12 protein-coding genes are annotated in these 13988 nt (G+C 69.5%); 10 read left to right on the top strand and 2 right to left on the bottom strand.

Translation table 11 applies throughout. The features are described 5' to 3' along the window. The first annotated feature begins 1 nt into the window (after position 1). Genes KF689_09380 through paaZ form a run of 5 tightly spaced genes read left to right on the top strand, consistent with a single transcriptional unit; the run spans position 2 to position 5506 of the window. Positions 2-1198, top strand: a complete 1197-nt coding sequence (locus KF689_09380) for a 3-hydroxybutyryl-CoA dehydrogenase (GenBank protein ID MBX3133580.1) — start codon at positions 2-4, stop codon at positions 1196-1198. A 17-nt stretch (positions 1199-1215) separates the two neighbouring features. Continuing rightward, positions 1216-1656, top strand: coding sequence for a hotdog fold thioesterase (locus KF689_09375; GenBank protein MBX3133579.1), 441 nt, complete (start codon positions 1216-1218; stop codon positions 1654-1656). Further along, positions 1653-2864, top strand: a complete 1212-nt coding sequence (gene pcaF / locus KF689_09370) for a 3-oxoadipyl-CoA thiolase (protein ID MBX3133578.1) — start codon at positions 1653-1655, stop codon at positions 2862-2864. The genes KF689_09375 and pcaF overlap by 4 nt, the downstream gene beginning before the upstream one ends. A gap of 9 nt (positions 2865-2873) precedes the next feature. Then, positions 2874-3470: a transferase hexapeptide repeat family protein gene (locus tag KF689_09365; protein MBX3133577.1), complete on the top strand. Its 597-nt coding sequence runs from the start codon at positions 2874-2876 to the stop codon at positions 3468-3470. Then, a complete protein-coding gene (gene paaZ, locus KF689_09360) occupies positions 3467-5506 on the top strand; it encodes a phenylacetic acid degradation bifunctional protein PaaZ (GenBank protein MBX3133576.1) in 2040 nt (679 codons plus the stop codon). The genes KF689_09365 and paaZ overlap by 4 nt, the downstream gene beginning before the upstream one ends. Before the next feature lie 6 nt (positions 5507-5512). Here paaZ and KF689_09355 read toward each other — a convergent pair whose 3' ends face one another. Both KF689_09355 and KF689_09350 read right to left on the bottom strand, forming a co-directional pair. Further along, positions 5513-5917 carry a DUF2177 family protein gene (locus KF689_09355; GenBank protein ID MBX3133575.1) on the bottom strand — a complete coding sequence of 135 codons (405 nt, stop codon included), beginning with the start codon at positions 5915-5917 and terminating at the stop codon, positions 5513-5515. A gap of 7 nt (positions 5918-5924) precedes the next feature. Next, positions 5925-6359, bottom strand: a complete 435-nt coding sequence (locus KF689_09350) for a DUF4399 domain-containing protein (protein MBX3133574.1) — start codon at positions 6357-6359, stop codon at positions 5925-5927. 148 nt (positions 6360-6507) lie between these two features. Between KF689_09350 and KF689_09345 the strand changes: the two genes are divergently transcribed. The 5 genes from KF689_09345 (at position 6508) to KF689_09325 (ending at position 13984) form a co-directional block, all read left to right on the top strand. Further along, the gene (locus KF689_09345) at positions 6508-6948 is read left to right on the top strand and encodes a hypothetical protein (protein ID MBX3133573.1); all 441 of its coding nucleotides are present in this window, start codon (positions 6508-6510) and stop codon (positions 6946-6948) included. Beyond that, positions 6945-9194, top strand: a complete 2250-nt coding sequence (locus tag KF689_09340) for a serine/threonine protein kinase (GenBank protein MBX3133572.1) — start codon at positions 6945-6947, stop codon at positions 9192-9194. The genes KF689_09345 and KF689_09340 overlap by 4 nt, the downstream gene beginning before the upstream one ends. A gap of 69 nt (positions 9195-9263) precedes the next feature. After that, complete coding sequence (locus tag KF689_09335; protein MBX3133571.1) at positions 9264-9926, top strand: hypothetical protein; 663 nt, start codon at positions 9264-9266, stop codon at positions 9924-9926. Positions 9927-10065: 139 nt separating this feature from the next. Beyond that, on the top strand, positions 10066-11550 hold the full coding sequence (locus tag KF689_09330; GenBank protein ID MBX3133570.1) for a SulP family inorganic anion transporter: 1485 nt from the start codon (positions 10066-10068) through the stop codon (positions 11548-11550). A 31-nt stretch (positions 11551-11581) separates the two neighbouring features. After that, positions 11582-13984 (top strand): zinc-dependent metalloprotease, encoded by a 2403-nt coding sequence (locus tag KF689_09325; protein MBX3133569.1) that lies wholly within the window; start codon positions 11582-11584, stop codon positions 13982-13984. Positions 13985-13988: the final 4 nt, after the last annotated feature.

Genomic DNA, 13988 nt, shown 5'->3' with positions numbered 1-13988 from the left:
GATGGCAGCCACGCTCGGGGCGGACGTCGCGGTCGGAGTCATCGGCGCGGGCACGATGGGCGCCGGCATCGCGCAGGTGGCCGCCGCGCAGGGGCACCGCACGCTGCTCGCCGACGCCTCGGCGACGGCGGTGGCCAAGGCGAAGGACGGCCACGCCAAGGCGATGGCGCGCGACGTGGAGAAGGGTCGCCGCACGCGGCAGGAAGCGGACGCCGTGCTGGGACGCATCACGTACGTGAGCGGCGTGGCCCCCAGCGACCTCGAGGCGTTTGCGCCCTGCGGGCTGGTGCTCGAGGCCATCGTCGAGGACCTGGCCGTCAAGCAGACGCTGTTCCGTTCGCTCGAGTCGGTGGTGGCGCGCGAGACGGTGCTGGCGACGAACACGTCCTCGCTCAGCATCGCTGCCATCGCCGGCGGCTGCCAACACGCCGAGCGGGTGCTGGGAATCCACTTCTTCAATCCGGCGCCGGTGATGGCGCTGGTGGAAGTGATTCCGGCCCTGGCGACGGACCGCGCTGCGCTCGACGCGAGCCGCGCGCTGGTGGAGCGCTGGGGCAAGGTGCCGGTGCTGGCGTCCGACACGCCCGGGTTCATCGTGAACCGCATCGCTCGGCCGTTCTACGGCGAGTCGTTGCGGATCCTCGAGGAGGGCATCGCCGACGTCGCGACGATCGACTGGGCGATGCGCACGCTCGGCGGTTTCAAGATGGGCCCGTTCGAGTTGATGGACCTGATCGGCAACGACGTGAACTATGCCGTGACGCGCAGCGTGTTCGAGGCGATGTACTACGATCCCCGCTATCGGCCTTCGCTGACGCAGCGACGCCTCGTGGAGAGCGGCTGGCTCGGGCGCAAGGCGCAGCGCGGGTACTACGACTATCGTGCTGGCGCCGAGACGCCGAAGCCCACGGAAGACGAAGTGCTCGGCCGCACGATCCGGGACCGCGTGGTGGCGATGCTCATCAACGAGGCGGTGGATGCGGTGCAGCTGCGCGTTGCGTCGCCGGAGGACATCGAGCTCGCGATGACCAAGGGCGTGAACTACCCGCGTGGCCTGCTGAACTGGGGTGACGCGCTCGGACCGGGCGCCGTGCTCGCGACGCTGGAATCGTTGCAGCAGGAGTACGGCGAGGATCGTTACCGCCCGAGCCCGCTGCTGCGCCGCATCGCCAAGAGCGGCGGGAAGCTGCTGCCGTGAGCGAGCGTCGCGTGCCGATGGGTGCGCCCGGCGCGGGGGTGCACGGCAGCGACCGGGCGCAGGCCGTGATCGCGCGGATGTTCGCGCAGGACGCGTTCTCGCAGTGGCTGGGGATCCAGGTGCTCGAGGTGCACGAGGGATTCTGCCGGCTGCAGCTGACCGTCCGCGACGAGATGACCAACGGCTTCGGCACGGCGCACGGTGGCATCGTGTTCTCGTTCGCCGATACCGCGCTGGCCTTCTGCACCAATGCGAGCGGCGAGATTTCCGTGGCGCTCGATTGCAGCATCAGCTATCCCGCCGCCGTGAAGCCGGGCGACGTGCTCACGGCGGTCGGCGAGCAGGAGACGACATCGCGCCGAGTCGGATTCGCGCGCGTCACCGTGACGAACCAGGACGGCGTGACCGTGGGACACTTCCGCGGCACCGTGTACCGCACCCAGAAGCCCCATCGATGACTGACGCATTCCTCGTCGACGGCGTCCGCACGCCGATTGGCAGCCTTGGCGGAGCGCTCGCGAGCGTCCGCCCCGACGACCTCGCGGCGCACGCCATCCGCAGCTTGCTTACGCGCCACCCGGCGCTCGACCCCGCGCAGATCGCCGACGTGATCCTCGGCTGCGCGAACCAAGCCGGCGAAGACAACCGCAACGTGGCGCGGATGGCGCTGCTGCTGGCGGGCGTGCCGCAGTCGGTGCCCGGCGAGACGGTGAACCGGCTCTGTGCCTCTGGCCTGAGCGCGGTGGCGAGCGCGGCGCGGGCCATCAAGGCCGGCGAAGGCGACGTGTACGTGGCCGGGGGCGTGGAGTCGATGACACGCGCGCCGTACGTACTCAGCAAGAGCGCCCAGCCCTTCGGCCGCGATATGCAGCTCTTCGATACGGCCTTGGGGTGGCGCTTCGTGAATCCGCTGATGAAGCAGGCGCACGGCACCGACTCGATGGGCGAGACCGCCGAGAACGTCGCGGCGCGCTACCACGTGAGCCGCGAGGACCAGGACGCCTTCGCGCTGCGATCGCAGCAGAAGGCGCTGGCGGCGCGCACGGACGGGCGCCTGGCGGAAGAGATCGTGCCCGTCTTGATCCCGCAGAAGAAGGGCGACCCGCTGCCGGTGCAGCACGACGAGTTCATCCGGCCCGACACCACGATGGAGAAACTGGCCAAGCTGAAGCCGGCGTTCCGGCAGGACGGGCAGGGCAGCGTGACGGCTGGTAATAGTTCTGGGCTCAATGACGGCGCCGCGGCGCTGCTGCTGGCCAGTGCCGGGGCGGTGAAGCGCGAGAAGCTCACGCCGCTGGCCCGCGTGGTCGCGAGCGCGGCGGCGGGCGTGGAGCCCCGCGTGATGGGAATGGGCCCCGTGCCGGCCACGCGCCTCGTGCTCGAGCGCGCCGGGCTCACGCTGGACCAGATGGACGTGATCGAGCTCAACGAAGCCTTCGCCGCGCAGGGGCTCGCCTGCCTGCGCGAGCTTGGCGTGGCCGACGACGATGCGCGCGTGAACCCGAACGGCGGCGCGATCGCGCTCGGGCATCCGCTGGGGATGAGCGGCGCACGGCTCGCCTTGACCGCGGCGCGCGAGCTCCAACGACGCAAGGGCCGCTACGCGCTGGCCACGATGTGCATCGGTGTGGGCCAGGGCTATGCCGTCGTCCTCGAGCGCGCGTAAGCTGTGAGCATCTACGCCTTCGACGGCTTCATCCCGGTGGTGCACGAGAGCGCGTTCGTGCATCCCAAGGCATCCGTGACGGGGAATGTCATCATCGGAAAGGACGTGTACGTCGGCCCGGGCGCGGCCATCCGCGGAGACTGGGGCGGCATCGTGATCGAGGACGGCTGCAACGTCCAGGAGAACTGCACCATTCATATGTTCCCCGGCGTGACGGTGGTGCTCGAAGCCGGCGCGCACATCGGCCACGGCGCCGTGGTGCACGGGGCGCGCATCGGCGCCGATGCGCTCATCGGGATGAACGCCGTGGTGATGGACAACGCCCTCGTCGGGGCGGGCAGCATCGTCGGCGCGCTGTGCTTCGTGCCCACGGAGATGCAGATCCCGCCGCGGAGCGTGGTCGTGGGCAATCCGGCCAAGATCGTGAAGGACGTCAGCGACGAGATGCTCGCGTGGAAGCGCGAGGGCACGGCGCTGTACCAGCAACTGCCCGCGCAGATGCGCGCGAGCTGGACGGAAGTCGAGCCGCTGCGCGAGGTGCCGGCGGACCGACCGGCGCAATCGAACGCGCTCAAGACCTGGAAACAGACCAAGGGTACGCGATGAAGCTCAAGAACTACGCGCTCGGCCAGTGGGTCGAGGGGACGGGCAAGTCCACCACGCTGCTGAACGCCGTCACGGGAGAGCCCGTGGCCGAGGCGTCGAGCGGTGGGCTCGACTTCAAGGCGATGGCCGAGTACGCGCGCAGCGTCGGCGGTCCGAAGCTGCGGGCGCTGACTTTCCATCAGCGCGCGGCGATGCTCAAGGCCGTCGCCAAGCACCTGATGGAGCGCAAGGACGCGTTCTACGCGATCAGCGCGTACACCGGCGCGACCAAGACCGACAGTTGGATCGACATCGACGGCGGCTTCGGGACCTTCTTCGCGTATTCGAGCCGCGGGCGTCGCGAGTTCCCCAACGAGACCTTCCACGTCGAGGGCCCCACCGAGCCGCTGTCGAAGGGCGGGACCTTCGTGGGCCGGCACATCTGCGTGCCGCTCGAAGGCGTGGCGATGCACATCAACGCCTTCAACTTCCCGGTGTGGGGGATGATGGAGAAGCTCGCGCCGACGCTGCTGGCCGGCGTGCCCGCGATCGTGAAGCCGGCGACCGCGACGAGCTACCTCACCGAGGCGGTGTTCCGGGAGATGGTCGCCTCGGGCATCCTGCCCGAAGGCGCGGTGCAACTTATCTGCGGCTCGGCTGGCGACTTGCTCGATCACGTGACGGAGCAGGATGCCATCGCCTTCACCGGCTCGGCGGCGACGGGCCGGATGCTCAAGGAGTCGAAGGCGGTGGTGGAGCACGCCGTGCGCTTCAATATGGAAGCGGACTCGCTGAACTGCGCGATCCTCGCGCCCGACGCGGCGCCCGGCACCGAGGAGTTCGACCTCTTCATCAAGGAAGTCGTGCGCGAGATGACGGTGAAGGCGGGGCAGAAGTGCACCGCCGTGCGTCGCACGATCGTGCCAGAGGGGATGGAGGAGGACGTCATCAAGGCCATTCGCGCGCGCTTGGAGAAGACCGTCGTCGGCGATCCGGCCGTGGAGGGCGTGCGGATGGGACCCTTGGCCAGCAAGGCACAGGTGAAGGACGTTGGACTCGCGGCCGAGCGCATCCGTGCGGCGGCGGAACGCGTGGTGGGCGGCGGCGACTTCGCGGTGGTGGGCGCTGACCGGGAGAAGGGTGCCTTCTACCAGCCCGAGCTGATGTACTGCGCGGACCCGCTGGGCAAGACGGAGCCGCACGACGTGGAAGCCTTCGGGCCCGTGAACACCGTGATGCCGTACCGAAACCTCGACGAAGCGATCGAGCTCGCGCGCCGCGGACGCGGCTCGCTCTGCGGCTCGCTGGTGACGTCCGATTCCAAGACGGCGCAGAAGGTCGTGCTCGGCGTCGCGCCGTACCACGGCCGGTTGTTGGTGCTCGACAAGCACAGCGCCAAGGAAAGCACGGGCCACGGCTCGCCGCTGCCGAACCTCGTGCACGGCGGGCCTGGCCGCGCCGGCGGCGGCGAAGAGATGGGCGGAGCGCGCGGCGTGCTGCACTATATGCAGCGCACGGCGGTGCAGGGCTCGCCCAGCGTGCTCACGGCGATTACACGGGAGTGGACGAAGGGTGCCACGGAGTCGACGGACGCGGTGCATCCGTTCCGGAAGACGTTCGACGAGTTGCAGATCGGCGACACCCTGCTTACGGGGACGCGCACGATCACGCTCGACGACATCGTCAAGTTCGCCGAGCTCTCGGGCGACAAGTTCTACGCGCATATGAACGACGAGGAGGCGCGCTCGAACGGCATCTTCGAGGGACGCGTCGCGCACGGATACTTCATCGTGTCGGCGGCGGCGGGGCTGTTCGTGGAGCCGTCGCTCGGGCCGGTGCTCGCGAACTACGGACTCGAGAACCTGCGCTTCACCAAGCCGGTGTACCCGGGCGATACGATCCAGGTGCGCCTGACGGTGAAGCAGAAGACCGCCAAGGACACTCCGGAGGGCGGGATTCCGCAGGGCGTGGTGGAGTGGGATGTGGAGGTGATGAACCAGGCGCGCGAGGCGGTGGCGCTGTACTCCATCCTCACGCTGGTGCGTCGGGCGGGCTGAGGAGCCTCAGCCCGGGAAGCGAAGCCCCACCCAGGTCCCCGCAGTGGCCACGCTGGCCGTCAGGATCACGCCCCAGGCGAGGTCCACCGGCACCACGCCGCTCGGGAAGCCCTTGAGCAGCGCAAGCGACGTGAGGTCGAAGGCCGCATACGCGGCCAAGCCGAACACCGCGCCGAGCGCGGCGGCTCGGCCGAGGCTCTGCTTCTCGATTCCCGGTAGCACGCAGAGCAGGACGATCGCCGCCACATAGATGAGATAGAACGCGATGGCCGCGCCCCACTTCGTCTGCTCGGCTAACAGGTGCCCCATCTGCCGCTGGTAGAACCCGCGCGCCACGAAGCCCAGCCAGGCGATGTCGAGCGCGAAGAACGCGCCGATGCAGGCCGCATAGAGCTTCAGGTAGAAGGCCATTGCGGGCTCAGCGCACGGTGATGCGGATCGGTCGCGAGTTGAGTGCCGGGCCGATCACCCGATGCTCGTGGTCGGCGAGCACGAGCCGCAGCGTGTAGCTGCCCGGCGCCAGCGTGAGCTCGGTCTCGATCTGGCCAAGCCCGTAGTGGCGATGCAGGGAGTCGCCCGGGATGACTTCGCCGGTAGCCGGCGGCTCGACGTTGATGAGGATGTGGAAGTGTCCGGTGCGCGGGAAGTTCACGGTGGCGGGGGCCACGCCGTAGTTCCGCAGGCCGAAGAGCACCGGGAAGGTGCGTGGCACGGTAGCGCCGTCGGCCGGGGCCCGGAAGTAGATCTCGGGGGTCGGCTGGGCCGCTGCGGGTGCAGCCGTTTGGGCGACCGCGCTGCGGGCGGACAGCGCCACGGCGGTCAGGAGCAGCAACAGGCGGACAGGACGTGACATAGCGGGGTGGGGAGGAGTCTGGGCAACGGGCGCGCACATCGGCGGCCTATGGGCGTAACGCTCTTCCAAAGGTATACGTTCGCGCCGGTGTGACTTGCGTCACAGGCGGCTGGCCCGCATCGTCTAGCACCCTCATCCGGAAGGTCCCGTGCGTCGCTTCGCTGTCGCCATCCTCCTGCCCGTCCTCGTCATCGTCGCCCTCGCCGGACTTCGTCCGGTCCCACGACAGGCACCGGACGCACTGCGCGCGACGGTGACGGTCACCGTGCTGTTCCAGTGCGCCGGAACGCGCTCCGTCACGCCGTGGGTGACGCGTGTGAAGCACGGCGACGACATCGACTGGGCGCTTGACCCCGCGTCGGACGTCAGTGAGATCGATATCGTGCCCAAGCGCGGCGGCCCGCTGTACCGCTGGCCGTGGACGGGCGGCAATATGAGGGGCAACCGCGAGCGCCCCGCCCAGGCGCGCGGGATGCGCCCGAATGCCCGCGGGGAGCACCGCTACAACATCTACGCGATGTGCCCGGGCCCCGGCGGCTCGCAGCGGCGCGAAGTGATCGATCCCGACATCATCATCGATCTCGATTGACGGACGCCACGCCCGACATTCCGGAGCGCATCGGCCCCTATCGCATCCTCGGCCTGCTCGGCGAGGGTGGGATGGGGGTCGTGTACGAGGCGGACGAGACTGGCCCCGTCAAGCGCCGCGTCGCGCTGAAGGTGATCCGCGCGGGTTTCGCGACCCGCGAGGTCATCGCCCGCTTCGATGCCGAGCGCCAGGCGCTGGCGATGATGGACCACGCCGGCATCGCCAAGGTGCTGCACGCCGGCGAGACCGAGCAGGGCCTGCCGTACGTGGTGATGGAACTCGTGCGCGGCCTGCCGCTCACGACCTATTGCGACGCACACCGACTCCCGCTGAACGCGCGCATCGACTTGTTCATCCAGGTCTGCCTCGCGGTGCAGCACGCGCACCAGAAGGGCGTCATCCACCGCGATCTCAAGCCGAGCAACATCCTCGTCGTTGAGGAGGACGGCCAGCCTCGGCCGAAGATCATCGACTTCGGCATCGCCAAGGCCGTGGGACGCCGGCTGACGGAGAACACGCTGATCACGCACGCGGGCGTGGCCCTGGGCACCGCCGCGTATATGAGCCCGGAGCAGGCCGAGGGCGCCGGCCTCGACGTGGACACGCGCTCGGACATCTACGCGCTCGGGGTCATCCTCTTCGAACTGCTCGTCGGCAAGCTTCCGATGGAGCCGGAGGTGATGGGCTACCACGCCTTCCTCGTGCGGCTGGCCTCGCGCGAGTGGCAGGTGCCTCTGCCCAGCGCGCGCCTGCGCAGTCTCGAGTACGAGCGCAACACCATCGCGCACCTGCGCCGCACCGACGTCGAGCGCCTCGCGCGAGAACTGCAGGGCGACCTAGACTGGATCGTGCTGCGCGCGCTCGAGCCGGAGCGCGCGCGGCGGTATCCGACGGCGAATGCCCTGATGCTGGACCTGCAGCGGGCGCGTGCGGACGAACCTGTGGGCGCGCGGCCACCTTCGGCCCGCTACCGCGTGCGCAAGTTCGTGCGGCGGCACCGTGTCGGTGTGGCGACGGCGGCCCTCGTGATCACCGCGCTCACCGTGAGCGCGGTGCTCGCCACGGTGGGGCTGGTGCGCGCGACGAGGGCCGAGCAGGTGGCGGCCACCGAAGCGGCAGCGGCGCAGTCGGTGACGGATTTCGTCGTGGGACTCTTCGCCGAGTTCGATCCCGAGCAACTGGGCGGCGCAGCGCCGGCCCGCGACGTCACGGCCCGCGAACTGCTGGCCCGCGGTGCGACGCGCGCGCGTGCCGAGCTCGCGCGACAGCCGGAGCAGCGCGGCCGCATCCTGCAGACCATCGGCTCGGCATACCTCACGCTCGGGTTGTTTCCCGAGGCGATTGAGCAATTGCAGGCCGCGCGCGAGGCGCGCGAGGCCATCCTTGCGCCCGGGGCCAGCGAACTCGCCGACACGTACTACGCCTTGGGGCAGGCGACGCGCGCCCTCGGGCAGTTCGCGGCCGCCGATTCGCACTTCGTTCGCGCACTCGCCGTCCGAGAGCGTGACCACGGTGCCAACAGCCTCGAGGCCGCCCGAGTGCTGGGCGCGCTGGCGCTGGTGAAGTGGCGGCAGGGGCGGCTCGTCGAGGCGGAGTCACTCTTCCTCCGCGTCGTCCGCATCGACGACGCGCTGCTGGACCCCGACGATCGCCGCCTCGCGCGCGACCTGATGGGACTGGGCATCGTGTATTGGGCGCAGGGCCGGCTGGCCGAGGCAGAGCCGATGTTGCGCCGCAGCCTTGAGGTGCGCGAGGCGACGCTCGGACCCGACCATCCCGAACTGGCGAGCGTGCTGAGCAACCTCGGTACGCTGTACTTCTCGCTGGGGCGCTACCCGGACGCCCTGCGCCACTACGAGCGCACGCTCGGCATCTACGAGCGCACGTTGGACGCGGAGCATCCCAATATGGCGCTGATCCTCAACAACATCGGCGAGACCCAGTGGAAGCTCGGTCGGCTCGACCTCGCCGAGCCGCTGCTGCGGCGCGCGCTGGCGATCAAGGAGAAGCGACTGGCGGCCGGGAACCCGTCGATTGCCGTGACGCTGCACGCCCTGGGAGGCGTGCTCGAAGGGCGCGGCGACCACCGGGCGGCCGAGGCCGCGTATCGGCGTGCCCTGGCGATCCGCCGCGCCGCCCTTCCGGCCGGGGACGCGAACATCGTGGAGAGCACCAAGGCTTTGGCGGGGCTGCTGCGACGCACTGGTCGAGCGACGGAAGCCACCGAGTTGGAGCGCCAGATTTGAGCGGGGCGAATCCTCGGCGGAGGGTGCGCCGTAGGCTCGCCTAGCTGCGGACCCCTCACCCACCGACCCGTGACCCAGCAGACCCCCGCGACCCCGGCCGCGCCTCAAGCCCCCAGTGGCAGTCCGACCTCGCCAACCGCAGTCACCCAGGCGCCCGCAGCGGGCGGGCCCTACACGGCGCGCGAGATGTACGATGCGGCGCAACTCCACCGGAATACGATCCGCGAGCAGCTCCGCTCTGCGGAGAACAAGCGCAACGAACTTGCGCAGCAACTGCGCGAGCCCGGCGTCTCCGGGGTGAGTCGCGAGGGCATCGAAGGGCGCCTCAAGGTCGTCGACATCCAAGTGCTCGATTTGCAGCAGCAGTTGGCGGACGCGCAGCTACGCGAGGCACAGGCCGCCGCCGTGCCTGGGGCGCGGGCCCGCACGCAGGCGGAGCGCGATGCTTCGGAGGTCGAGGCGTTCCTGGCGGTGGGACTGACGCTGGTGTTCGTGGTGGTCTTGCCCTTGACGATCGCGTACGCGAGGCGGCTGTGGAAGAAGCACGCGGTTACCGTTTCGCTCTCGCCGGAGCTGACGACCCGATTGGACTCAATCGACCGCGCCGTCGAGACGACCGCCATCGAGGTCGAGCGCATTGGCGAGGGGCAGCGCTTCGTGACGCAGTTGCTGGCGCATCGGGCGGCGGTCGATCCCTCGGTGCTTCCACGGCCTGTCGAGGGCAATCGCTGAACGCGATGCCACTGGCGCACTTAAATAGGATGTCGTGATGCACACGGGCCTCGGCGCGCGACGCGCCGGGGCCTTCGTGTCTCGAATGGTCACGGCAGAAAATCGAACGCCCGCCCGTGCACTCGCGTAAATTCTTGGTATGCCCACATCCACAATGTTCAAGTATCCGCGCCAGGACATCGTCGCTGGCATCGTCGTCTTCCTCGTGGCGCTGCCGCTGTGTCTTGGCATCGCGGTAGCCAGCGGGGTGCCGCCCGTCTCTGGCCTGGTGGCCGGTGCCATCGGTGGCCTCGTGGTGCCGTGGATCAGCCGCTCGGCCCTGTCCGTGACCGGACCTGCGGCGGGCCTCACGGCCATCGTCATCGCCGAGATCGCGGCGCTGGGCTCCTTGGAGCTCTTCCTCACCGCGGTGCTGCTGTCGGGGGTCATCCAAATCGCGCTGGGCGTGCTGAAGACCGGTCGCTACGCGGCACTGGTGCCGTCATCGGTGATCAAGGGGATGCTTGCGGCCATCGGGATTACCATCATCTGGAAGCAGTTGCCGGCCGCCTTCGGTGCGACCGGCGGGCTGTTCGACATCGCGGGGCAGTTTCACGTGGGTGCCACGCTGCTCACGGCGCTGTCGCTGGTCATCCTGTACGGCTGGAAGAAGACGCCGATGGGCAAGATTGCCTTCCTATCGCCGGCGCTGATCGTCGTCGTGCTCACGAGCGTGCTGGGCGTGGTCTTCGCCGGCAACCCGACGCTTGGACTGTCTCCGCTGCAGATGGTGGACGTCCCGCTGGGCGGTGTCGTCGCGCTGTATGAAGCGTTGCCGCGCCCCGACTTTGCCGGCCTGACGATGCCGGGGGTGTGGGTCGCGGCATTCACGGTGGCGGTGGTGGGCGGCATCGAGACCTTGCTCTCGCTGCAGGCCGTCGATCGCCTCGATCCGTTGCGCCGCACGAGTCCGCCGGACCGGGAGCTACTGGCCCAGGGCGCGGCCAACGCGGCGTCGGGCTTCTTCGGGGGCTTGCCCGTCACGGCGGTAATCGTGCGCTCGGGCGCGAATGTGGCGGCCGGCGGCCGCGAGCGGCTCTCGGCCCTGCTGCACGGCGTGCTGCTCGTGCTGGCGGTGGTGTTCGCCGGCCCGCTGCTTACCAAGATTCCCCTCGCAGCGCTGGCGGCCGTGCTGATCCAGGTGGGGCTCAACCTCTGCAAGCCGGCGCTGTTCTCGACGCAGGTGAAGCTGGGCTGGACGCAGTTCCTGCCCTTCGCCCTGACCATCGCGGCGGTGCTGGCCCTCGACCTGCTCAAGGGCGTGATCGTCGGCATCATCGTCGGCGTGATGTTCGTGCTGTTTCAGAACTCGCGCGGCGCGGTGGTGCAGGAGCGCGCGCCGGGCGGGCAGCTCGTGCTGCGCTTCCGTCGCGACGGGACGTTCCTGTCCAAGCCATCCATCGTGACGATGTTGGACCAGGTGCCGGAGGGTGAGAAGGTCATCATCGACGGGACGGGCGAGTACATCGACCACGACGTGAAGGAAGTGATCGCGTCGTTCATCGCGGACGCCCCGCGCCGCAACATCCTCGTGACCGTCGCGGGGATCGACCTGTCGATGGCGTCGGCGGGCGGCGGACACTAGAATCAGCGCACCTCACACCCCAGACCAGACAATGCGATCTGCCGTGCGTGTCCTTCCCTTCCTGCGTGCCGCGGTGCTCGTGGCGCTGTCCTCCACGCTGCTGGCGGCGCAGGCCCCGCTGGTGGGCGTTCGCGTGGACGCGGACCGCAACAAGCTGCTGCTGGAGATTCCGGTGGCGCAGCTCGACAAGGACCTGATGCACCAGGTGGTGCTGGCGACGGGCATCGGGGTGGGGGCGCTGGGACTGGATCGCGGGCAGACGGGTGGTACGTCGATCATCCGCTTCGAGCGGCGCGGTCGACGCGTGCTGATGCTGAAGGACAACCAGGTCTCGCGCGCCCCGGCGGCTGACGCAGCCGGGCAGCGGGCGGCAGCGGAAGCCTTCCCGCGCTCGGTGCTGGCGTCGTTCCCGATCGAGTCCGAGGCCGATGGACGAGTTGTGGTGGATGCGACCGGGTTCTTCCTCTCCGATACCTACGGGGTCGGCGACGCCATCCGCCGTAGCCAACAGGGCACGGCGCGCGTGGACGCGCAGCGCAGCTGGTTCGACGAAGGCCGCACGAAGGCTTTCCCGCGCAACGCCGAAATCCACGCCGTGCTCACCTTTAACGTGGACAACGCGGGGCCGGCGCTGCGGCGCTGGTCCGCCGACGGCAGCGCGCCGGTGTTTGAGCTGCACCATTCGATCGTCGCTTTGCCGGATCCCCAGGGCTTCGCGCCGCGCCGCGGTGACTCGCGCAGTGGCTTCTTCGGCCAGTCATTCCTCGACTTCTCGCAGGGGCTCGACGGCACCTACCGCGGCAGCGTCATCAACCGCTGGCGCCTCGTGCCGAGGGATCCTGCCGCGTACCAGCGCGGCGTGCTCACCGAGCCGGTGACGCCGATCGTGTACTACCTCGACCCAGGAATCCCGGAGCCGTATAAGACGGCCTTCCGCGAGGGTGGGATGTGGTGGAACACGGTGTTCGAGGCGGCGGGCTTCAAGAACGCGTTCCAGGTGCGCGACCTGCCTGCCGGCGCCGACCCGATGGACGCGCGCTACAACCTGCTGTACTGGGTGCATCGCAACGCGCCGGGCCCGTCGGTGGGACCGTCGTTCTCCGACCCGCGGACCGGCGAGATCGTGCGCACGGTGGTGCGGATGGATTCGTACCGCTCGCTGGTGGACTACAACATCTGGGCGGGCTTGGTGCCGGCGGCGGGCACGCGCGGGCTGGGTGTGTCGGCCGAGGCGCTCGCGATGGCACGGCGTCGCCAACACACGGCGCACGAGATCGGCCACACGCTGGGCCTCTCGCATAACTTCATCGCGGCGGCGCAGGGCCGCTCCTCGGTGATGGACTATCCGTTCCCGCTCATCAGCGTGGGCGCGAACAACACGATCGATCTCTCGCAGGCCTATGCGCCGATGGCCGGCGGCTGGGACTCGCTGGCCATCCGCTACGGCTACACCTGGTACCCGAACGCGCAGGCCGAGTCGGCGGGCCTGGCGCGGATCGTCGAAGAGGGCATCCGCCGCAACGTGCGCTTCGTCGGCGACCAGCACGCGGGCGCCGATGGGTCGATTCCCGACGCGACGCGCTGGGTGGAAGGCGCGACGATGTTCGAGGCGGTCGACCGCACGGCGGCGGTGCGGCGCGTGGCGATGCAGGCCTTCGACGAGCGCGCCATCCAGCCGGGCGAACCGATGTACCTGCTCTCGATGCGCTTCCTGCACGTGTACTTGCACCATCGCTACTCCCTCGAGGGCCTCGTGAAATACGTGGGCGGAATGGACTTCCGCTACGCGATGCGCGGTGACGGCCAGGCGCCGACCACGGTCATTGGCGTGGGCGACCAGCGACGGGCGTTGACGCTGGCGCTGGACGCGCTGCAGCCGGCGCAGTTGGAGGTGCCGGAGCGCGTGCTGGCCCTGATTCCGCCGGTGCCGCCGGGCGGGGACGCGGGCTACGACTGGCTCCCGCGCGCCGGCACGGCGGTGGACCAGGTTGCCCTCGCGGGCGGGCTCGCCACCGAGGTGATCGAGGGCCTGATGGAGCGTGAGCGGATGAATCGCGTGTCGCTGTTCTTCGCGCGCGATCCGCAGCAGATGAACCTCGACCAACTGATGCAGACGATTCTCGACCGCACCTGGTATGCGCCGCTGCCGCAGACGCCGTCGCAGGCGGCCTTGCAGCGCGCCGTGCGCCGCGTGGTCCTGAACACGATGCTCGACCGCGCGGGCGATGCCAGGGCGGCGGCAGACGTGCGGCAGGTGGTGGCATTCCATCTCGACGCGCTGCGCAAGCGGCTCGAGGGACAGGCGGCGGTGCCGTCGGTCGCGGAGCAGGCGCTGCGGGAGGCGGCGGTGCGGGAGATCGAGGCCTTCTTCGACGGCGAGGACGACCCGACGAAGCGCACGCGCTACACCGTCTTGCCGCTCCCTTGGCCCTGAGCGT

It is taken from the genome of Gemmatimonadaceae bacterium (assembly GCA_019637355.1).
Taxonomy (GTDB): domain Bacteria; phylum Gemmatimonadota; class Gemmatimonadetes; order Gemmatimonadales; family Gemmatimonadaceae; genus Pseudogemmatithrix.
This window is presented reverse-complemented; position numbering and strand designations above follow the sequence as displayed.